Here is a 19433-nt window from a genome sequence, read left to right as displayed (position 1 = left end):
CATTCGTTCTTCGAACATGTATGCCTCGCATGCAGATGGCTGGAAAGTCCTCTTAAATCTCCGGAGCCAATTATCACGGCCAAAAATTGGGTGAGCATCGGCAATTGCGAGTTCCGTGACGGGCCGACCGAGGCGTGCTTTGCCGATGGAGGGTTCGGAGACCCCTCGAACCTGTGATTCGAAGTCCGAGGAGAGTTGAACCACGGTCGCAACGAGCTGATTCGACTCCCCCGAGAGCTTTCGCTGCTCACGTTGGTCGCAACAGAAAGCCGGAGGAGGGATTTGAACCCTCGGCCTATTCCTTACGAAGGAATCGCTCTGCCAGCTGAGCTACTCCGGCGCCACCCAATCGTACTGCTATGGTTCAAATAAGGGTTCCGAAACTGCCCGCCTAGCGCGACAGTCGAACGTCCAGACAGACGTTGAGTTCGTGGGGGGCGTACGACCGGACGACGTGTCGCGTCATCACTTCGACGTCGTACCCCGTGGCGGCCTCGCGGATGGCCGCCTCGCCCGGGCCGAAGGGGTCGTCCTCGTGTTGGATGTCGTAGTAATGGAGCGTGCAGTCGTCGCCGGCGAGCGTGATGGCCGCATCGAGGAACTCGTCGGCGCTGTGAGGGAGGTTCATGACGATGCGGTCGGCCCAGTCGGCGTACTCCGCGGCCACGTCTCGGACGTCGCCGTGGATGGCGGTAAGTGTGTCAGAAACGCCGTTTCGGCGGGCGTTTTCGCGGAGATACTCGACCGCCGCTGGGTTGAGGTCGACGCCGACCACCGTCGCGCCGCGGGCGGCCATCGGGATGGCGAAGGGGCCGACGCCGGCGAACATGTCGACGGCCTGTTCGCCGGACTCGACCTGTTCGGTGACGCGGTGGCGCTCGGTCGCGAGTCGCGGCGAGAAATAAACCGTCGAGAGGTCGAGCAGGTACTCGAAGCCGTACTCGCGGTGGACGGTTTCGGTGACTGGCTCGTCGGCGTCGGCCGTCGCGGCGACGACGTCCCAGTCGCGCACCCGGAGGTCGCCTTTCACTTTCGACGCTCGGTCAAGGACGGCCCGAACGGGAAGGTCCGACTCGAGGATGGCGTCGGCGATGTCGCGGGCGCGGTCGGGGTCGTCCTCGTCGAGGATGGCAACGTCGCCGAGGCGCTCGTAGGAGGGGTCGAAGTCGAGTCGGTCGGCAGGGGTCTCTTGCTGGTCGTGGACGGGCACGTCGCGATAGACCACCTCGTAGCTGTCGTCGACGGCGTCGGGGTCGGTCACGGGGAGATAGAGCGTCCCGTCGTCGACGACGATTCGGTGGTCTTCGTCGAGGAGTCCCGCCGCGGCGAGTTCCTGCCGGGTTTCTTCGCCCGCCTCTCGGGGGACGCGCACGCAGGGCCGGTCCATACCCGACTCTCGCCGTCCCCGAGAGTAAGGGTGTCGACCTGCGGCCGGCACCTGCGCCGCCATCCAAAACGGTATTACGGCCGGCCCGCCGCGTAGGCGTATGGTAGAGAACGTCATCTGGCCCGCCTACCTCGACGCGTCGAAGACGCGCGCCGAGGGGCGGCGCGTCCCTCGCGACCAGGCGGTCGAGGAGCCGACGGTCGACGAGATAGCGACCGCCGCACAGCAGGTCGGCTACGACGCCGTCATCGAACGCGACGTCACGTATCCGCGGGAGTACGAACCCCGCGGGCGCGTCTTGGTGCAGGGCGCCGACGACGCGACGAAAAACGACCTCGTTCAGGCCATCGCGGCCTACGTGGACATCCTGCGGGAGTGAGTGATGCGCCGACTCGGCACCGTCACCCGGACGGCACAGGGGCTCGCTATCGTCCGCTGTGACGCGGACGAAACGCCCGACATCGGCCTGACGGCCGTCGACGAGTCGCTGTCGAGCGTCGGCCGCGTCGTCGACGTGTTCGGTCCCGTCGACCGCCCGTATCTCGCTATCACGCCCGCGAGCGCCGTCAGCCTCCCCGACCTCCTCGGGTCGAAGCTCTACGCCCGATGACGCCCGGTCGGAAGTCACAATCCCCAAGCCACCCCCTCTGCAATCGTCAGTCATGAACGCCCGCGAGGTCCGCGGTATCGCCGTCGCCGCGACGCTTTTCTTGCTCGTCCAGGTCGGCGCACTCGCGATGGTCGGCCCCTTCGAGGCGGCGGGGTATCAGGCCGTCGAGGACCCCTCCGACCCGACGAACAGCCTCGTCTACATGGCGGCCATCCTCGTCGCGACGGCGCTGATGCTCGCCGCCTTCAAGTACGCCTTCGAGCAGGCGGTCAAGGCCGTCGTCGTCTGTTCCAGCGCCCTCGTCGCGTGGTACGTCTTCGCCGTCGTCGCCCCGCCACTCGTCACGCTCGGGTCGGTCAACCTCGTCGCCGTCGCACTCTCCGTCGGCGTCGCCGCCGCCCTCCTCGTCTACCCCGAGTGGTACGTCATCGACGCCGCGGGCGTCGTCATGGGTATCGGCGCGGGCGCGCTGTTCGGCATCAGTTTCGGCCTGTTGCCCGCCATCCTCCTCCTCTCCGTACTGGCCGTCTACGACGCCATCAGCGTCTACGGCACCGAGCATATGCTCAGTCTCGCCGAGGGCGTGATGGACCTGCGCGTCCCCGTCATCCTCGTGATTCCGCTCTCGCTGTCGTACTCGCTGCTCGACGACGACTTCTCGGGCGCGAACGACGTCCACGAGGGCGAGGACGAGGCGGACCCTGACGACGCGGAGACGACAGCCGACACGGACACAGCCGACGGCGACGACCCGAGTGAAGGCGACCGCGACGCCTTCTTCATCGGCCTCGGCGACGCCGTGATGCCCACCGTCATGGTCGCAAGCAGCGCCTTCTTCTCGCCGGCGCCGTCGCTCGGCGTTCCCCTGCTCCCCGCGCTCAACCTCCCCGCGCTCTGCTCGATGGTCGGCACCTTCATCGGCCTCGGCATCCTCCTCTGGGCGGTCATGAAAGGGCGTGCCCACGCCGGCCTTCCCCTCCTGAACGGTGGCGCCATCGGCGGCTACCTCCTCGGCTCTCTCGCCGCGGGTGTCCCCCTCCTTCGCGCCCTCGGCGTGGCGGCGTATCTCTAGTCGTCGGCGCCGGCCCGCACCTTCACCGCCATCCCCGTATCGAAGTCGTGCATGGCGTCGGCGGCGAGTTCCGCCCGTCCGACTGCGAGGACGTCGCCCGACTCGTGGACGACGGCCACCTCGTCCCGCGGGCGCACGTCGTCGTCGACCCGCTGGACGAACTTCGCGAAGACGTTTTTCCCCTCGCGAACGAAGGGTTCGCTCTCCGAGCCGACGACGACGCGTGCGGCGGGGGCGGGGAGTGCGTCGACCAGTCGTCGCCCACCCTCGACGCCGAGCGTGAACCGGCCGTCGGTGCCGTAGGAGACGACCCGTCCCGCCTCGGCTTGGACCTGTCGCGGCCGGCCGCCAGTCGAGTGCGTGACGGTGAGGGCATCGTCCTCCGGAAAGAGCGCCGCACCGGCGCCCGCACCGAACTGGTAGTCGGCGATAGTTCGAAGCCGAGCGAGTTCGTCCTGCGTCATTGGCCACCCTCGCGCGTCCACCGGCAAAAGCCTTCCCAGCCATCGCAACGCTTAGACGGCGACCCGACCCATGGGCGGGTATGGCACACGAACTCGGCGAGAGCGACTGGGGCGACTGGCTCCCCACGGCCGTCGCCGACGCCGACCCGGACGGCGTCGCAGTCTGGTATCTCGGGTGTAACGGCTTCGTCCTGAAAGGCGCCGAGGGGACGACACTTTTCATCGACCCCTACTGCGGCCTCGGCGACCCGCCGCGGACGGTTCGGATGGTCCCCGTCCCCTTCGACCCCGAGGACGTAGAAGAGGCCGACGCCGTCCTTGCGACCCACGAACACTCAGACCACGTCCACGGGCCGACGCAGGCGCCCATTCTCGCCGGCACGGGCGCCGACTACTACGCGCCCGACGCCAGCATGGCCCTCATCGAGCGCGTCGGCTGGACCGACGACTGGGGCGTCGCCGCCGACCAGTTCGTCACCGTCTCCGAGGACGAGACGTTCGACGTCGGCGAGTTCACGATTCACGTCGTCCCCGTCAACGACCCCGACGCCGACCACCCCATCGGCTACGTCATCGAACACGAGGCGGGGACGGTGTTCCACGGCGGCGACACCCGGCACGCCGAGTCGTTCACCGACGTCGCCGACCGCTTCGACATCGACCTCGGCGTCCTCGCCTTCGGGTCGGCGGGGCGAATCCCCGACAAGCAGACCCGAGAGCCGAAGCGGACCCAGTGGTACGCCGACGAGAACGAGGTAGTCCGGGCGGCGAACGCACTCGAACTCGACCGACTGCTCCCCAGCCATTGGGACATCTGGAAGGGGCTGACCGCCGACCCGACCGCGCTCCACACTCACGTTCGGAGTTTCGAGTACCCCGAGCGGCTCGAAATCGTGGAAATCGGGGATAGAGTCGACCTGTAGCGGCCGCCGGTTGTTTTATGCCACTACTGGCGACAGTATGGCGCATGGCGAAGGACCCAGACCCCGACACCTCGCTCACGACGGACGAGGTGCGCGTGGGGAAGACGTTCGAGGCCGAGCGGTTTCCGGTCCCGGCCATCGCCTTCGACATCGAGTCGGTGGCCGACGAGCCAGTTCGCATCCGCCTCGTCGACGACATTCCGGAGTCGTTCGAGATGGAGGGCGTCGGCTTCCATCCCGACTACGAGGGCGACAACTGGACGGCGTACCGCGACAATCGCGTCGCCTACGAGCGAACGCTCGAACCGGGCGAGGAAGTGCTGACCGTGTACGGCATCCGCCTCGACGAGGGCGAGACGGCCGACGACTTCCTCGGCGAACCGACGGTCGAACTGATAGAACACGGCGACGCCGCCGCGACGGGCGACGTGCTGGGTCGAGAGACGACACAGGTCGTCCGCGACGCCCTCTCCGGCGAAGAACCCGACGGCGACTCGGCGCTTGCTCCCGGCTCCCTGCTCGGCGACTCGGCGCCCGACCCGCGGGAGCGCGTCGGCGACCCCGTCTCCGTTCTCGGCCCGCGCGACGAGGACGTGACGAGCATCGACGTCGATGAGGCGGGCGAGGAGGGCGAGGCAGACGAGGCCGAGGATGAAACGGACGACGACGACGAGACGAGCGAGGAAACCGAGAACGTCCCCTCGGGCGAGGTGGCCGAGGCGCTCGACCCGCGGGACCGCGAGGCGATGGCGTCTCAGTCCCCGACCCCATCCGCGACGCCCGGCTCCGTCGCCGCCGCCCTCGCCGCCGAGATTCGCGCTGGCGAGGTCGACGACGACGATTTGGCCGTCATAGACGAGGCGCTCGCGAGCGAGGTGCCGACGAGCGTCGACGTGCGCGTCAGTCGCCTGCAGTCCCAGACCGAGGACTTGCTCGCCTATCGCGACGCGCTCGCGGACTTCCTCGACGAGAACGGCACCGCGTCGGAACTGCTCGGCGACGTGAGCGAGCAAGTGACCGACCTGTCCAACCGGGTCGATGGCCTCGAATCGTCGCTCGCGGCGGCCGACGCGGACCGCGACGCTATCGAAGCCGAGATGGCGTCGGTCCAAGAGCAGGTCACGGACGTCTCGGACACCGTCGACGACGTGGCCGAGCGCGTCGACTCGCTCGAAACGGATTTCGAAGACGTCGAGTCGACCGTCGAGACGCTGGACGACCGCCTCGACGCGGTGGCGGACCTCGAAGACGAAATCGAGGCGATTCACGACGAACTCTCGGAGTTACAGGAGTTCCGCGACCGGTTGAGCAGCGCCTTCGGCACCGAGGAGTAGGCTCACCGAAAGCGCAATCGGTAAAGCCCGCGGCCGCCTCACTCCGACAATGACCGAGACGGTTCGGGTCGCCGTCCCACGCAAGGGGCGCCCGCTGGAGGCGGTGCTCGAACGGATTGCGACCGTCGCCGACGCCGACGAACTCGCCGACGAGATTTCCTCGACGCTCCGCTACGAGAAGGCCATCACCAAGGGAGAGACGACCCCCGACGACGACGTCTACGAGCGGTTGGCGGCGTACAGCGACATTACCGACCCCGAAAAGCCCGAATACACGCTCGTCCGCGACGACAGGGACGGCAAACCCCGGCGCATCGTCTTCGATAGCGTCACCGTCGACGTCGGGACGCCACCCGACGACGTCCGGGTGGAGTTAATCGGCCGCGAGGAGCCGTTTCGCGCCCTCCGAACCCACGAATTCGGACTGGGCTTCGACAGCGCCGACCTCGTACTGGAGGAGGTGGTGACCCTCGGCGAGGCGGGCGTCGAGTCCATTGCCGACGTGAACGCGCGCATCGACCCGCGGGATACGGACGTCCGGGTCGTGAGCGGCCTCGGCGACACGGTGTATCACACCCTGCTCGCGACGCCCGAGACGCTGCCGGCGGGCGCGGACCTCGACCGCGAGTTCGTCGCCGACTACGAGGGGACGCTGTGCATCTCGCCGCGCTACGAGCGACTCGTGGAGGCCGTCCTCGGGACCGACGCCATCGAGAACGTCGAGTTCACCTACCCCGACCCGGCAATCGAGGAGGAGGCCGCCATCGCCGACGCGGGACTGGGCGTCTATCTCACGATGACGGGGTCGACGGCCCGAGACCACGGGTTGGTCGTGGGTGAGGACCTGTTCCCGAGCGAGACGGTGTTGATGGAGAACGTCGCGGAGGCTGGAACGGCGGCGGAGACGCTGAAGTCGCTGCTGGCGGCGGCAGAACTGGAGACGGCGCTCCGACCTTAGACGGCGCGGGCGGCGTCGGGGTCGGTCCCCGCTTCCAGCAGTTCAGTGTAGCGGTTCCGGACGGTCACTTCGGAGACGTCGCTCACGGAACACACCTCCTTCTGCGTAATCTTCTCGCCCTCCAGAATCGAGGCGGCGTAGAGCGCGGCGGCGGCGAGGCCGACGGGGCTCTTGCCGCTGTGGACGCCCCGCTCCATCCCCTCTTCGAGGAGGGAGCGCGCGCGGCCGACGGTGTCCTCGTCTAAGTCGAGGTCGGAGGCAAACCGCGGGAGGTATTCGAGGGGGTTGGCGGGTTCGATTGCCAGTCCGAGTTCCCGGACGATGTAGCGGTAGGCCCGCGAGAACTCCTTGCGCTCGACGCGACTGACGGGTTCGAACTCGTCGAGGCTCCGCGGAATCGACGCCTGACGGGCGGCGGCGTAGAGCGAGGCCGTCGCCATCGCCTCGATGGAGCGGCCGCGGAGAAGGTCGTCCTCCAGCGCCCGTCGGTAGACGACACTCGCCGTCTCGCGGACGCTCTCGGGCAGGCCGAGCGCGGAGGCCATCCGGTCGATTTCGCCGAGCGCCTGCTTCAGGTTGCGCTCCTGTGCGTTTTTCGAGCGGAACCGCTCGTCCCACGTGCGGAGCCGCTGGAGTTTGCGGCGCTTGTTCCCGTCGAGGGTGCGGCCCTTGGCGTCGCGGTCCTGCCAGTCGATGACCGAGGACAGGCCGTCGTCGTGAAGCAGTTTCGTCGTCGGCGCGCCGACTCGGCTCTTCTCCGCGCGCTCGTTCGAGTCGAAGGCGCGCCACTCGGGGCCGTGGTCGATTTCGTCCTCCTCGACGACGAGGCCGCACTCGCTACACGCTATCTCGCCGTGTGAGTCGTCGGTGACCAGCGCCGCCTCGCACTCCGGGCAGACGCGCTCGCCACTCTCCCCCCGCGCTTCAGTTGTCGTGTGCTGTTCCCCGCCGGCCTCTCGGAGGGTTTCGGGCTGCTGGGTCATGGGTATCTGCTGCGGCGTGTAGCCGCTGGTGCCGCGTCTCACTCACACCTACGGCTGGTAGTATCTTAATAGTTTCCTCTATGTTTTGATTCCAATAGAAACAGAGTTGTCGGTCGCTCACACGACACGGTCTGGGACCCGACTCTTTTTGGTGGTGTCAACCCTAGGCGCGAGGGACACGGGAGACTCGTCGTGACGAACAACACTACCACAGAATCCGGCACCGACGCCCTCGTCGAGGACGTCGTTAGCACGCTTCGAACGTTCGAACTCACGGAGTACGAGGCAAAGTGCTTCGTGGCGCTGACGCGCCTGCGCGAGGGCACGGCCAAGGAGGTGAGCGACGTGGCCGACGTGCCGCGGGCGCGAATCTACGACAGCATGGACGCCCTGAAAGACAGGGGGCTGGTGAGCGTTCAGGAGTCGAAGCCGCGTCGCTTCCGAGCCGTCTCCCCTCGCGAAGCGGTCGACCTCCTCGAACGGGAGAGCCAGCGTCGACTCGACCGCCTCGGGACCGCCCTCCCGCGTCTCGGCTCGCCGGACCGTTCGACCGGAGCCGGCGAAGTCTGGTCGATGGAGGGCGAGGCCGCCGTCACCGAGCGCCTCGTGACGCTTCTCGCGGATGCCGAGACGGAGGTCCTGTTCGCCGTCGCCGTCGACGAACTCCTGAGCGACGACCTGATTGACGCGCTGTCGGCGGCGGTCGACCGCGGCGTCGACGTCGTCGTCGGGTCGCCCAGCGAGGACATCCGCGAGCGACTCCACGAGGCCGTCCCCGACGCCGACGTGGTCGAGACGTGGACGTGGTGGGACTCGCTGCCCATCGACCCCGGCGCCGTCACGAGCGTCCTCATGACCGACGGCGACGCGTTGCTCGTCAGCGCCGACGCCGCGACCGACCTCCCCGGCGTCCGCAAACACCGCGCCGTCTGGACCGACAGCGCGGAGGCGCCCGTCGTCGGCCTGATGCGCCCGCTTCTCGCGAGCGCCATCCGCGACTAGGGGAACGAGCCGTCTTCGACCGCGTCGCGGTACGCCGCCACCGCCTCCTCCATCTCGCTTCTCATGTCGCCGAACGCCTCCGCGAACGGCGGTACCGACTCCGAGAGTCCGAGGACGTCGGTCACGACGAGCACCTGTCCGTCCGTCTCGCTTCCCGCGCCGATGCCGATGACCGGGATATCGAGCGCCTCCGTCACCGACGCCGCCACCTCGTCGGGCACGTGTTCGAGCACCAGCGAGAACGCGCCCGCCGCCTCGTGTTGCTCGGCGAGGTCCCGGATTTCTGCCGCGGCGTCCTCGGTCGTTCCCTGCTGTGTGTAGCCTCCAACCTGATTGACGCGCTGGGGCGTCAGACCGAGGTGGGCCATCACCGGAATGCCCAACTCGACCAGTCGCTCGGTCAAGTCGACCGTGTGCGGCCCGGATTCGAGTTTGACGGCGTTGGCCCCTGCCTCCTTGACGAGGCGCCCCGCGTTCTCGATGCTCGTTGCCTCGCTCGTCCCGTAACTCAGGAAGGGCATGTCGGCGACGACGAGGGCATCGTCGACGGCGCGGGCGACGGCGCCGGTGTGACTGGCCACTTGGTCCAAGGTGACCGGGAGTGTCGAGTCGTAGCCGAGCATCGCGTTCCCCACGCTGTCGCCGACGAGGACCACGTCGATGCCCGCGTCGTCGACGATGGCCGCCGTCGGCGCATCGTACGCCGTCAGCATCGTCACCGGCTCGTCTCCCGTCGCCCGCTGTATCTCCCGGACGGTTGGCATAATTCGTGACTCGGCCGCCGGCAAATTAACGCTACTCCCTGACGCCCGCGCCTGTTTCCCAGCCCCGGATCAGCGCGGTCAGCGTCCGATTGACCGGTACTGATTCGCCGGTCGCCGCGGCGCGGTCGACGACGAACCCGTTGATGGCGTCTATCTCCGTCCGCCGCCCACGCGAAATATCGCGGTGCATCGATGACCGATTCGCCGCCGTCTCGCTCGCCACGCTCGCGACGGCGTCCGTGGCCGTCGCCGTCGAGAGGTCGACCCCCTCCTCCCGCGCGACGGCCGCCGTCTCGCGGGCCGCCGCCGTCGCCAGTTCGGCGAGCGGCCCCGCCCCCGACAGCGCGCCGTTTTCGACCCGCGCGAGCGCCGTCACGGGGTTGATGGCGGCGTTGACCGCGAGTTTCTCCCAGAGCCGGCGCCGGATATCCGTCGTCACGTCGGCCGGAAGCCCGCCGTCGCGGAACGCCGTCGCGACGCGTTCGACGGGCGCAGTGTCGTCGGAGTGCCACGGCCCGAGCGTGACCGTCCCCCGACCGAGCCACTCGACGTGTCCGGGGTCGGCCAGTCGCGCTCCACAGGTCGCCGTCCCCGCGACGACGGGGGCGTCGACGTGCGCGGCGAGGGTGTCCTCGTTGCCCATGCCGTTCTGTAGGGAGCAGACGACGCCGTACTCGCCAGTCGCGAGCGTCCGCGCCGCCGTCTCGGTGTCGTAGGCTTTCACCGTCACGATGGCGATGTCGGCAGTTGTGCCGCTGGCCTCCGTCGTCGCCGCCGGCCGGGTGTCGAACGTCTCGACGCCGCTGACGCGAAGCCCATCCTGCCGAACCGTCTCGACGTGGGGGTCGCGTCCCACGAGCGTCACGTCGTGTGTCCGCGCGAGACAGCCACCGACGAGACTGCCGAGGCTCCCGGCACCGAACACGAGTACCGTCGCCGTCCCGCTCTGGCCCCGTCGCGACGCAGTCCCTGACTCTTGCCCGCCGTCGACGCGTTCGCGTCCCCGACGCGTCTCCCGGTGTCCGTGCGCCACATCTCGAAGTTAGTGACGGCCAACTATAATATCAGGGTAGATAATTAGGCCACTAAACTTATAGTGTCGGATGAGGAGTGTCGAGTATGTCTGCGACGGGTGAGGAGAACGCGACGGCGGTGTCGGTTCCCCATCGGGTCGACATCGATTGGGAGCGTCGGGAGCCGGTCAGTTCTGCGATTCAGACGGCGCTCAGCGATGTGGAGAACTCGGCAGCGGTCGAACTCGACCCGCTCGCCGATTACGTCGACCCCGACGCGCTCGAAGCCTTCTTCAGCGGAACCGACGATGCGGCCCGGAACCTCTCGTTCGCGTACGGCGACTACACCGTGTACGTCGACGGCGCCGGCTACGTCCGCATCGACTAACGCTCCTCTCCGACCAGTCGCGCCCGGATATACGCGTCCAGTTCGTTACAGACCGCGTCGCTATCCACGGTATCGTCCGTCGTCGCTCGCCGGACCGTCTCGCCCGACATCACCGTTAGGAGAAACGACGCGACGGCGTCTGTGTCCACCGAGCGATAGACGCCCTCCTCGATACCTCGTTCGAGGAGCGTGACGAGGTCACGCCGGAACCGACGGTCGTTCGCGCTGAAATACGACCGGAACGTCTCGTTGTGGGGCGCCTGCCCTCTGAGTTCGACCATCACTTTCGTCAGCGATGCGCGCGCCTCGTCGGGGTCCGGTTCGAGGATGAACGACAGGAGCGACCGGAGACAGTCGTCGGCATCGGCGTCGGCCGCCGGTTCGGGCATCTGTGACTCGAAATGGGCGAGCAGGAATTCGAGGAGTTCGACCAGTACCTCGTCTTTGCCGTCGTAATGCTGGTAGATGAGCGACTTGCTCTTCGGGAACTCGTCACCGATTCGCTGGATGGTGAGGTTCTCGTACCCGTGTTCGCTCAGGGCCGCGTAGGTGGCGCGCATGATTGCGGTCCGCGTCTCGTCGGTGTCGGTCCCGAAGGGGTCGTCGAAGGCCACGGTGACTGAACGTTCATTCACAAGTTATATAGTTCGTTCCGTCTACCGTCCCCACGTACCCGCCGGGAGTCGCGCCGCCAGTCGGTCCCCCACTCCACGGCCACCGCGTGGTCGGTTCTCGGCCCGAACGCATCATGTCAGCCACACATCGCTCGCTCCTCCTCGTTGCACTCGTCGTCGTCGCCACCCTCGCCGCCACCGGCCTCGCGGCCGGACAGGCCGACTCCGGCACCGTCATCGGGCGGCCGGATATCGAGGTGTTCACGTCGACGAGCGAAGTCGAACCGGGCACGGAAACCGAACTCGACCTCGTTATTTCGAACGACGGCCAGATACGCCGCGGCGGTCCCGCGGAGTACGAGAACCGGGTCGTCACCGCCCGCGGCCTCTCCGTCGACGTCGCCGACGGCGACACCCCCTTCGAAATCAACACCGGGCGCGTCGCCGTCGGTGACGTGCCCCGCGGCACTACCGCCGTCGACCCCATCTCCATCACCGTCCCCGAGAACGTCGAACCCGGTCGCTACCGCATCCCCGTCACCGTCTCGTACAGCCACACCGTCAGCGTCGAGTACAGTTCCGTCGGGTCGCCGGAGTACAACGACCTGACACGGGAGACGACCGAGTACGTCACCGTCCGCGTGCGCGAGCAGGCGCAGTTCGACGTGGTCGATACGTCGACGACGGCCCAGATTGGCGACACCGGGAACGTCTCCGTCACCCTCCAGAACGACGGCACCCGGCCCGCCCGCGACGCGAGTATCGTCCTCTCCTCCTCGACCGACGAACTCAGATTCGGGAGCGGGTCGACGAGTTCGACCGGCTACGTCGGGCGATGGGAGCCGGGAACGAACGCAACCGTCGAGTACACCGTCGCCTTCGCCGACGACGCCGCGTTGCGAAACTACAGCCTCACGGCCACCGTCGAGTACGAGGACGGCGACGGTATCGCCCGCACTGCCGAACCGCTCGCAGTCGGGGTCAGACCCGCCCCGGAACAGACGTTCGCGCTCCGTGATACGGACGCCACGCTCCGAGTCGGTGAGGAGGGTCGCTTCACTGGGCGCGTCGTCAACCGCGGCCCCGACGCCGCCGGCGACCCCGTCGTGGTGCTTCGGTCCTCGAACCCCAACGTCAACATCGAATCTAACGAGTACGCCCTCGGTGAACTCGACGCGGGCGAGTCGGGCGAGTTCGCCTTCGACGTGGGCGTGAGCGACGGCGCGAGCGCCACCACCCAGCAGTTCAACGTCACCGTCCAGTACCGGAACGAGCGGGGCGACGTGCGCCGGAGCGACGCCCTCACCGAGCGAGTCGCCATCGAGTCCCAGCGCGACCGGTTCAGCGTCGAGGCGGTCAACAACTCCGCCGTCGCCGGCGGCACCATGTCGCTCGAACTCCGCGTGACCAATCGGGGCGACGAACCCCTCCGTGACGTGCAGGCAAAGGCGTTCGTCCAGTCGCCGCTGAGCAGCGACGACGACGAGGGCCTCGTCTCTTCGCTCGAATCGGGCGAGTCGGAGACGTTCGTCATCGGGCTGAGCACGAGTCCGGCGGCCTTGGAGAAGACCTACCCCGTCTCCATCGACCTCCAGTACGAACTGCCCGACGGCGACACGGAGGTATCCGAAACCTACCGCGTGCCGATTTCGGTCCAGCAGCCGGAGGGTGGCGGCCCGCCCGTCGTCCCGATAGCCGTCGGCGTGCTCGTGCTGGCGGGGCTGGGACTGTTCGTCTGGTATCGCCGAACCGGCGGGGGCGACTGACAGAGTCGTGTCGTTGCTCCCGCATCTCGACGTCCAGCGCCTCATCGACGCGCTCGACGCGTGGATAGTCGACCGGCCCGGACAGGTCATCCTCTGCTTTCTGGTCGTCTCGGGGCTGTTCGTCGCCGGCCTCGGCGCCGGCGGGACCGACTCCGGGACCGACCAGTTCACGGAGGACGTCCCCGCCCAAGACGCGCTGCAGGACGTCAACGACAACTTCGAGCGCGTCACCTTTGGCGACGACAGCGGCACGACGCAGCTGATTCACTCCAGTACGAACGTGCTCTCGAAGCCCGAACTGCTGCGGATGCTGCGCGCCCAACACCGGTTATCGGAGGACCCCGACCTCCAAGTGACGGGCACCACGAGCGTCGCGCGGGCCGTCGCCCGGACGCTCGACCCCTCTGCCGACACTATCGACGACGAGATTCGGGCGGTTGAGCGGTCGACACCGGGCGAAATCGACCGAGCCGTCCGAGCGACCATCTCTGGTGAGCCGGGGCTTCGCGCCCTCCTCAGCAACGACTACAACGCCCAGTCGGCCTCCGCCTCGGCCACCATCGGCACGGTGAGCCATCGCCTCTCCGGCGGCGCGGGCGCGGGACCGGGAACGAGCGGCTCCAGCCCGCTCACGGAGATTCAGCTGCAGGCCGCCTACATCGTTCAGTCGGTCGGCGGCGACATCACCGTCTTCGGGAGCGGCATCACGTCGGAAGAACTTGGCAACGTCATCAACGACTCGCTCCAACTGGTGATTCCGGCCGCCGTCGCGCTCATCCTGCTCTTTCTCGTCGTCGCCTACCGCGACCCAATCGACCTGTTGCTCGGCCTCGTCGCGCTCGCGATGACGATGCTCTGGACGTTCGGCTTCATGGGCCTCGCGGGCATCGCGTTCTCGCAGTTACTGGTCGCTATCCCGCCGCTCTTGCTCGCGGTCGGTATCGACTTCGGCATTCACGCCATCAATCGCTACCGCGAGGAACACGTCGGCGAAGTCGGCGTCCGCGACGCGATGCGCGTCGCGACCGACCAACTTCTCATCGCCTTCTTCATCGTCACGGGAACGACCGTGCTGGGCTTTGCCGCCAACTTGAGTAGTGGTTTGAGCTCGATTCGCGAACTCGGCATCGTCGCGGCGGTGGGCATCGTCTTCACCGCCCTCGTCTTCGGCGTGTTCCTCCCCGCGTCGAAGGTGTACGCCGACCGCTGGCGCGAGCGTCTCGGTCTCCCCTCGTTCGGCTCGGCGGCGCTCGGTGACGAGCGCTCGTTGCTTGGGCGCGTGTTACCGGTCGGCGTCCACGTCGCCCGCAACGCGCCGCGGGCCTTCCTCCTGCTCGTCGTCGTCTCCACGGCGTTCATGGGACATTATGGCGCCGGCGTCGACAGCCGATTCACCCAAGACGACTTCCTCCCGCCGGAGACCCAGCCGGCGTATCTGGACTACGTCCCCGAGCCGTTCCGCCCCGGCGACTACACCGTCACCGAGACGACGAACTTCCTCGAACGCAACTTCCAGTCGGGCGAGGAGGACACGACGACGGTGTACGTCGAGGGGCCGTTACACGCCGATTACGCGCTGGAGGCGCTGTGGCGGGCGGGCGATGACCCACCCGGGAGTTTCGTCGCCGACGACGGCCACGCTCGCGAGACGAGTATCGTGACCGTGATTCGGTCGTACGCGGAGCGGAACCCCGAATTTGCCGCCTTGGTCGACCGCAACGACCGCAACGACAACGGCATCCCGGACGACAATCTGCGGACCGTCTACGCCGCCCTCCTCGATTCGCCGGCGCGCGAGCGAGCGCTGAACTACATCACCGCTGACTACACCAGCGCGCGCATCCAGTACGCCGTCGAGGCAGATGCCTCCCAAGAGGAAGTGACGGACGACACCCGCGCGGTGGCCGACCGGGTCCGGTTCGAGGCCACGGCGACCGGCGGCGTCATCGTGTTGAAGGCGGTGTCCGACGTCATCGGCGAGTCGGCGTTCCGAAGTCTCGTTATCGCACTCGTCGCCGCGGCGGCCTTCCTCGTCGTCGTCTACGGGCTGTTGGAGGGCCGGCCGTCGCTCGGCCTCGTGAACGTCCTCCCCATCGCCGTCACCGTCGCGGCGCTCGCGTCGACGATGCGGTTTCTCGACATCCCCTTTAACGTCCTGACGGGGACCAGTCTCTCCATCGCCATCGGCCTCGGTATCGACTACTCGGCGCATCTCCTCCACCGGTTCGTCGAGGAGTACGACGAGGCGACGGACGTCGACGCCGCTCTCCTCTCGACAGTCCGGGGGACGGGTGGCGCCCTCACCGGGAGCATGCTGACGACGGTGTCCGGGCTGGGCGTGCTCTGGCTCGCCATCTCGCCCATCCTCGGACAGTTCGGCCTGCTCATCGCCCTGAGCGTGCTCTATTCGTATCTCGCGTCGATTCTCGTCTTGCCGACGACGCTCGTCCTCTGGGACCGCTACGTCTCCTCGGGAGCGGGCCGAGCCCTCGTCGGCGACGCGATCGAGTATCAGCCCTGAGAACCCGGCGCCCGGGTTTATTATGGGGTGGCTCGAAGCCCGCCCAACGAGTCCATGTCCGACCCGACTACACAACCCGACTCGGTGGGTGGCGCTATCGACGACGAAGTGACAGACGCGCTTGCCGACGTCGATACGAGCGATGCGGCGTCGTCGGTCGCCAGCGTCCTCGAAGCGATGGGCGACGAGGAGACGGCCGAGGACGACGCGCCCGACGAGGCAGAAACCGACGACGAGACCATCTCCGTACTGGAGTTCGTTCTGGGCGACGAGCGCTACTGTCTCGACATCACCTACATCGAACAGATAGTCGAACGCGGCACGGTCACCCGGATTCCGAACTCGCCGCCCTTCGTCGAGGGGGTCATCGACCTCCGGGGCGACATCACGACGGTCATCGACCCGATGGAGACGCTGGCGGCAGATACCGACGGCGACGGTGACCTCATCGTCGTCTTCGACTCGACGCAGATGGACGACGACTGGAGTGTCGGCTGGGCCGTCGACGGCGTCCGGCGCGTCTCGACGGTGTCGCTGTCGGCGGTCAAAGAGTCGCCCGTCGACGAGCCGTGGATAAACGGCGTCGTCAAGCGACAGGACGATGGCGAGTTCGTCATCTGGACGGAGCCGGGTGAACTGATGCGCGACGGCGACACGACCTAGCGCTGCCGGATGAACTCGGGGAGTTGCAGTCGGTCCATGCCATCGTCGGGGACCGCCGACGGCTCCGGGCGCGACAGCATGTCCGGTCGACTGGTCCGCGAGCGGGGTGGGCCGGAGGAATCGTCGTCGACCGGCGCCCCTGCTGGCTCGACGACCAGTTCCTCCCACACCGACTCAGTCTCCTCGCCCGTTCGACCCGACGCCTTTCGCCGCCCCTCGTCGTAGGAGAGTTCGATGAGGCTGCGCTCGTAGCTGGTGTCTGCGTCGGCCACGACCCGGTCGTACTCCTCTCGGTTCGGGTCACCGAGCGCGCTCGCGACGCCGAGCGCGAACGCTCGTTCGAGCGCGGCGTCCTTGTCGAGGTCACTCCAGTCGGTGTCGAACTCGGAGTCGTACATCTCAGGCTTCGAGGTTCTGTTCCGGGCGGACGTGCAGGCCATCGTCGTCGAACTCGATGGCGTGAATGTTGCTGTCGATGTCCGTCCCCCGCATCTTGATAATCTGGACGCCGCGGTGCATCCCGTTGCCCTCCATGTAGTTGTGCATGAAGATGACGCCGTGAGCGAGGTAGTGTTCGTCCGCGTAGGAGGTTGGGTCCGTCATCTCGGAGATGAGAAGCGTCGTCGCGTCGACGCGTTTCAGCGAGGTGAGAAACTGGACGAAGGCCTCGTGGTTGTCGGGGTAGAAATACTGCAGAATCATCGTCGAGTCGATGACCAGCCGGTCGATTTCCCGCGAGTTGATGAAACTGACTAGCCGGTTGGTCATGTTCTGGACGCCCGAGGAGAAGTCGTTGCCGCCGGGGCCTTTCAGGAGGCGCTTGGCGTTCGAATCGAAGACGTTCCGAAACTGGAACTTCCCCGACTGCGCCGCCTTCTCGAACCCGAAGTTGTACCCGCTCATGTCGTGAACGAGTTCCTCCTCGGTTTCGTGCATGCTCAGATAGAGACACTTCTCGCCGACTCGCGCTCCCTCAGTGACGAAATGCGAGGAAAACGTCGTTTTCCCGCTCCCCGGCGGACCGCTGAGAATGTACAGCCGATTCCGGAGGAGTCCCCCGTCGACGAGTTCGTCGAAACCGTCCACGCCGGTGGAAAGCCTCATTGACTGGTTCTCGATACACCCGATAAAATAGATTGCGTCCGGTTTCTCACGCGTGATAAATCGCTGGGGCGTTTCGGGCGCGTTGCGAATTTATTTCAGTCAGTCGGCGCAACGGTAGTGCATAATGACCGAGTTGACCCGGACCGGTATCGAGGGACTCGATTCCATCCTCGGCGGTGGAATCGTCGACAACGCGACCGTGCTGATAAGCGGGAATCCCGGAACTGGCAAGAGTATTCTGGGGTTGCAGTACATCTACAACGGCGTACAGGAGTTCGACGAGAAAGGCATCTATCTCTCCTTCGAGGAAAATAGCGAGGACATCGCACAGGCCGCCGAATCCATCGGCTTCGAGAACTGGCGCGAACTCGTCGAGGACGACCAGATTCTCGTCTACGACAAGCAGAAACTCCTCCGGCACAACGACTTTAACGACACGCTCGAACTCCTGCTGGACGAGTTCGAGGAGATGGACTACGACCGTCTGGTCCTCGACTCGCTGACGATGTTCGAACTCTTCTTCGAGGACGAACAGGAGAAACGGACCTACCTTCTCAAGTTCTCCGACATCCTGAAGGCGAACGGTCTGACCTCGCTGCTCATCGCCGAGCAGTCCGCCGTGTTCCCGGAGCAGGACATCGGCCTCGAGAACTTCCTCACCGACGGCAACATCTATCTCATCCAGACGCCGACCGAGTCGGGCGTCAACCGCTACATCTGGGTCGCGAAGATGCGCAAGCAGAACATCGAAACCGACATCTTCCCCATGGACATCGCCGACGGCGGCATCACCGTCCACGAGCGAGCGGCGGGCTTCTCGATGATGGGCGACCGCGGGAACACCCCCTTCCCGGGCGAGTGATTACTCCGAGAGCTGCCGCCAAGCTTCGTCGAGACGGTTCTTAATCTGCTGGCGCTCCTCGACGTCGACGGCCACGTCGCCGTCGTCGAACCGGACGACGACCTCCTCGATGTTCCGGCGGTAGACGTTGACCCGGCGCCGTTCGTCCGAGAGGACACGGTCGTGATGTTCGAGCAGGTCCGCTTCTTGGAGTTCCTCGATACGCCGATAACAGGTCGCAATCGGCACGTCGAGTTCGTCGCTGAGTTCCTGAGCAGACCGTGGTTCGTGTGCGAAACTCAGTATTTGCGGGTTGTACTCGTTGCCCAGAACCCGCAGCATCTCTGTCCCGTCCATTCGTTATCAGTTTAGATACGAGGGAACACAATAAAACGTACCGTTGGACGCGTGCGCGCAGGTGTCGTCGCGCACGGGCGTATCAGCATTGAGAATGTCACGACTAGATTTATACTCTGCTACGCGAAGGTGGGCACGAACGCACATGCTCGTCGTTGAATACCTCTATATCGCCGCCACCGCCATTCTGGTCCTCTCGGGATTCACGATGGTCGGAATGGCGGTCAAGGCGTACCTCCAGACCACCCGCCGGGCGATGATTCACGTCTCGCTCGGGTTCGGTCTCATCGCGGCGGCTGCCATCGCGACTGCGATTAGCGCGTTCGTCACCGATTTCCGCGGCGTCCGGTCGCTCCTCTTGGTCAACAACGGCCTCTCGTCGCTCGGCTTCATCCTCGTCGTCTACAGTCTCATCATCTACGACTGACTCCCGATTGAGGCTCGGTCCCGACGTCTTCGGTACGCGGCCGCCGCTCGGTGTCGGCCCGATTCGCCGGCTGATTACTTCAAGTAATTATAAGGAATCTTTCGAGTTTCACGCTCTCTACCCTCGATTTTCAGACGTGATATTTGGGGGCGTATCTTTATTACTAATTTCGAAAACGGTAGAACAGAGCCCGCGGGCACCACGACCCCGGGTTGCACAACAACATGTTCGAAGAACGAACT

Annotated in this window: 22 protein-coding genes and 1 tRNA gene; 13 read left to right on the top strand and 10 right to left on the bottom strand. The window is 66.3% G+C overall.

Annotated elements, in window-relative coordinates; genetic code table 11:
- Window positions 1–267: 267 nt before the first annotated feature.
- A tRNA-Thr gene (locus ACQUSQ_RS14825) sits at window positions 268–340 on the bottom strand.
- Window positions 341–391: 51 nt separating this feature from the next.
- On the bottom strand, window positions 392–1387 hold the full coding sequence (locus tag ACQUSQ_RS14820) for a class I SAM-dependent methyltransferase (RefSeq protein ID WP_435070313.1): 996 nt from the start codon (window positions 1385–1387) through the stop codon (window positions 392–394).
- A 100-nt stretch (window positions 1388–1487) separates the two neighbouring features.
- On the opposite strand from ACQUSQ_RS14820, the gene srp19 reads away from it, so the two are divergent.
- Genes srp19 through ACQUSQ_RS14805 form a run of 3 tightly spaced genes read left to right on the top strand, consistent with a single transcriptional unit; the run spans window position 1488 to window position 3069 of the window.
- Window positions 1488–1766 carry a signal recognition particle subunit SRP19 gene (srp19, locus tag ACQUSQ_RS14815; RefSeq protein WP_435070311.1) on the top strand — a complete coding sequence of 93 codons (279 nt, stop codon included), beginning with the start codon at window positions 1488–1490 and terminating at the stop codon, window positions 1764–1766.
- Between the two features lie 3 nt (window positions 1767–1769).
- The gene (locus ACQUSQ_RS14810) at window positions 1770–1997 is read left to right on the top strand and encodes an H/ACA ribonucleoprotein complex subunit GAR1 (RefSeq protein WP_435070310.1); all 228 of its coding nucleotides are present in this window, start codon (window positions 1770–1772) and stop codon (window positions 1995–1997) included.
- 52 nt (window positions 1998–2049) lie between these two features.
- Complete coding sequence (locus ACQUSQ_RS14805) at window positions 2050–3069, top strand: presenilin family intramembrane aspartyl protease PSH (RefSeq protein WP_435070308.1); 1020 nt, start codon at window positions 2050–2052, stop codon at window positions 3067–3069.
- Here ACQUSQ_RS14805 and ACQUSQ_RS14800 read toward each other — a convergent pair.
- A complete protein-coding gene (locus tag ACQUSQ_RS14800) occupies window positions 3066–3533 on the bottom strand; it encodes a PUA domain-containing protein (RefSeq protein WP_435070307.1) in 468 nt (155 codons plus the stop codon). The two genes, ACQUSQ_RS14805 and ACQUSQ_RS14800, sit on opposite strands and share 4 nt — an antisense overlap.
- An 80-nt stretch (window positions 3534–3613) precedes the next feature.
- On the opposite strand from ACQUSQ_RS14800, the gene ACQUSQ_RS14795 reads away from it, so the two are divergent.
- The 3 genes from ACQUSQ_RS14795 to ACQUSQ_RS14785 are packed head-to-tail and all read left to right on the top strand — an operon-like array spanning window position 3614 to window position 6748.
- Window positions 3614–4456 carry an MBL fold metallo-hydrolase gene (locus ACQUSQ_RS14795; RefSeq protein WP_435070305.1) on the top strand — a complete coding sequence of 281 codons (843 nt, stop codon included), beginning with the start codon at window positions 3614–3616 and terminating at the stop codon, window positions 4454–4456.
- A gap of 44 nt (window positions 4457–4500) precedes the next feature.
- On the top strand, window positions 4501–5790 hold the full coding sequence (locus ACQUSQ_RS14790) for a hypothetical protein (RefSeq protein ID WP_435070303.1): 1290 nt from the start codon (window positions 4501–4503) through the stop codon (window positions 5788–5790).
- Window positions 5791–5839: 49 nt separating this feature from the next.
- On the top strand, window positions 5840–6748 hold the full coding sequence (locus ACQUSQ_RS14785; RefSeq protein ID WP_435070301.1) for a hypothetical protein: 909 nt from the start codon (window positions 5840–5842) through the stop codon (window positions 6746–6748).
- On the opposite strand, the gene ACQUSQ_RS14780 is transcribed toward ACQUSQ_RS14785, so the two are convergent.
- Window positions 6745–7731, bottom strand: a complete 987-nt coding sequence (locus ACQUSQ_RS14780) for a transcription initiation factor IIB (RefSeq protein ID WP_435070315.1) — start codon at window positions 7729–7731, stop codon at window positions 6745–6747. The two genes, ACQUSQ_RS14785 and ACQUSQ_RS14780, sit on opposite strands and share 4 nt — an antisense overlap.
- A 192-nt stretch (window positions 7732–7923) precedes the next feature.
- On the opposite strand from ACQUSQ_RS14780, the gene ACQUSQ_RS14775 reads away from it, so the two are divergent.
- A complete protein-coding gene (locus ACQUSQ_RS14775; RefSeq protein ID WP_435070299.1) occupies window positions 7924–8733 on the top strand; it encodes a TrmB family transcriptional regulator in 810 nt (269 codons plus the stop codon).
- Here ACQUSQ_RS14775 and panB read toward each other — a convergent pair.
- The gene (gene panB, locus ACQUSQ_RS14770; protein ID WP_435070297.1) at window positions 8730–9497 is read right to left on the bottom strand and encodes a 3-methyl-2-oxobutanoate hydroxymethyltransferase; all 768 of its coding nucleotides are present in this window, start codon (window positions 9495–9497) and stop codon (window positions 8730–8732) included. The two genes, ACQUSQ_RS14775 and panB, sit on opposite strands and share 4 nt — an antisense overlap.
- Window positions 9498–9528: 31 nt before the next feature.
- Window positions 9529–10422: a ketopantoate reductase family protein gene (locus ACQUSQ_RS14765; RefSeq protein WP_435070314.1), complete on the bottom strand. Its 894-nt coding sequence runs from the start codon at window positions 10420–10422 to the stop codon at window positions 9529–9531.
- 194 nt (window positions 10423–10616) lie between these two features.
- Here ACQUSQ_RS14765 and ACQUSQ_RS14760 point away from each other — a divergent pair, with 194 nt between their 5' ends.
- The gene (locus tag ACQUSQ_RS14760; RefSeq protein ID WP_435070295.1) at window positions 10617–10898 is read left to right on the top strand and encodes a HalOD1 output domain-containing protein; all 282 of its coding nucleotides are present in this window, start codon (window positions 10617–10619) and stop codon (window positions 10896–10898) included.
- Here the strand turns inward: ACQUSQ_RS14760 and ACQUSQ_RS14755 are convergent.
- Window positions 10895–11512: a TetR/AcrR family transcriptional regulator gene (locus ACQUSQ_RS14755; protein ID WP_435070293.1), complete on the bottom strand. Its 618-nt coding sequence runs from the start codon at window positions 11510–11512 to the stop codon at window positions 10895–10897. The two genes, ACQUSQ_RS14760 and ACQUSQ_RS14755, sit on opposite strands and share 4 nt — an antisense overlap.
- Before the next feature lie 134 nt (window positions 11513–11646).
- Between ACQUSQ_RS14755 and ACQUSQ_RS14750 the strand changes: the two genes are divergently transcribed.
- From ACQUSQ_RS14750 to ACQUSQ_RS14740, 3 genes are read left to right on the top strand one after another with little or no spacing between them, the layout of a single operon-like run.
- A complete protein-coding gene (locus ACQUSQ_RS14750) occupies window positions 11647–13278 on the top strand; it encodes a COG1361 S-layer family protein (protein ID WP_435070290.1) in 1632 nt (543 codons plus the stop codon).
- Window positions 13279–13285: 7 nt separating this feature from the next.
- Complete coding sequence (locus ACQUSQ_RS14745) at window positions 13286–15799, top strand: efflux RND transporter permease subunit (protein ID WP_435070289.1); 2514 nt, start codon at window positions 13286–13288, stop codon at window positions 15797–15799.
- 54 nt (window positions 15800–15853) lie between these two features.
- A complete protein-coding gene (locus ACQUSQ_RS14740) occupies window positions 15854–16462 on the top strand; it encodes a chemotaxis protein CheW (protein ID WP_435070288.1) in 609 nt (202 codons plus the stop codon).
- Here ACQUSQ_RS14740 and ACQUSQ_RS14735 read toward each other — a convergent pair.
- Both ACQUSQ_RS14735 and ACQUSQ_RS14730 read right to left on the bottom strand, forming a co-directional pair.
- Window positions 16459–16860 carry a hypothetical protein gene (locus ACQUSQ_RS14735; RefSeq protein WP_435070287.1) on the bottom strand — a complete coding sequence of 134 codons (402 nt, stop codon included), beginning with the start codon at window positions 16858–16860 and terminating at the stop codon, window positions 16459–16461. The two genes, ACQUSQ_RS14740 and ACQUSQ_RS14735, sit on opposite strands and share 4 nt — an antisense overlap.
- A gap of 1 nt (window position 16861) precedes the next feature.
- A complete protein-coding gene (locus ACQUSQ_RS14730) occupies window positions 16862–17566 on the bottom strand; it encodes an RAD55 family ATPase (RefSeq protein WP_435070286.1) in 705 nt (234 codons plus the stop codon).
- A 124-nt stretch (window positions 17567–17690) separates the two neighbouring features.
- On the opposite strand from ACQUSQ_RS14730, the gene ACQUSQ_RS14725 reads away from it, so the two are divergent.
- Window positions 17691–18428, top strand: a complete 738-nt coding sequence (locus tag ACQUSQ_RS14725; RefSeq protein ID WP_435070285.1) for an RAD55 family ATPase — start codon at window positions 17691–17693, stop codon at window positions 18426–18428.
- On the opposite strand, the gene ACQUSQ_RS14720 is transcribed toward ACQUSQ_RS14725, so the two are convergent.
- Window positions 18429–18764 (bottom strand): winged helix-turn-helix domain-containing protein, encoded by a 336-nt coding sequence (locus tag ACQUSQ_RS14720; protein ID WP_435070284.1) that lies wholly within the window; start codon window positions 18762–18764, stop codon window positions 18429–18431.
- A gap of 145 nt (window positions 18765–18909) precedes the next feature.
- On the opposite strand from ACQUSQ_RS14720, the gene ACQUSQ_RS14715 reads away from it, so the two are divergent.
- Window positions 18910–19191, top strand: coding sequence for a DUF7521 family protein (locus tag ACQUSQ_RS14715; protein WP_435070282.1), 282 nt, complete (start codon window positions 18910–18912; stop codon window positions 19189–19191).
- Window positions 19192–19433: the final 242 nt, after the last annotated feature.

The sequence above is a fragment of the Haloplanus sp. C73 genome (assembly GCF_051195115.1).
Lineage (GTDB): Archaea > Halobacteriota > Halobacteria > Halobacteriales > Haloferacaceae > Haloplanus.
The sequence above is the reverse complement of the archived record's forward strand: the minus strand, read 5'-3'. Positions and strand labels throughout refer to the sequence as shown.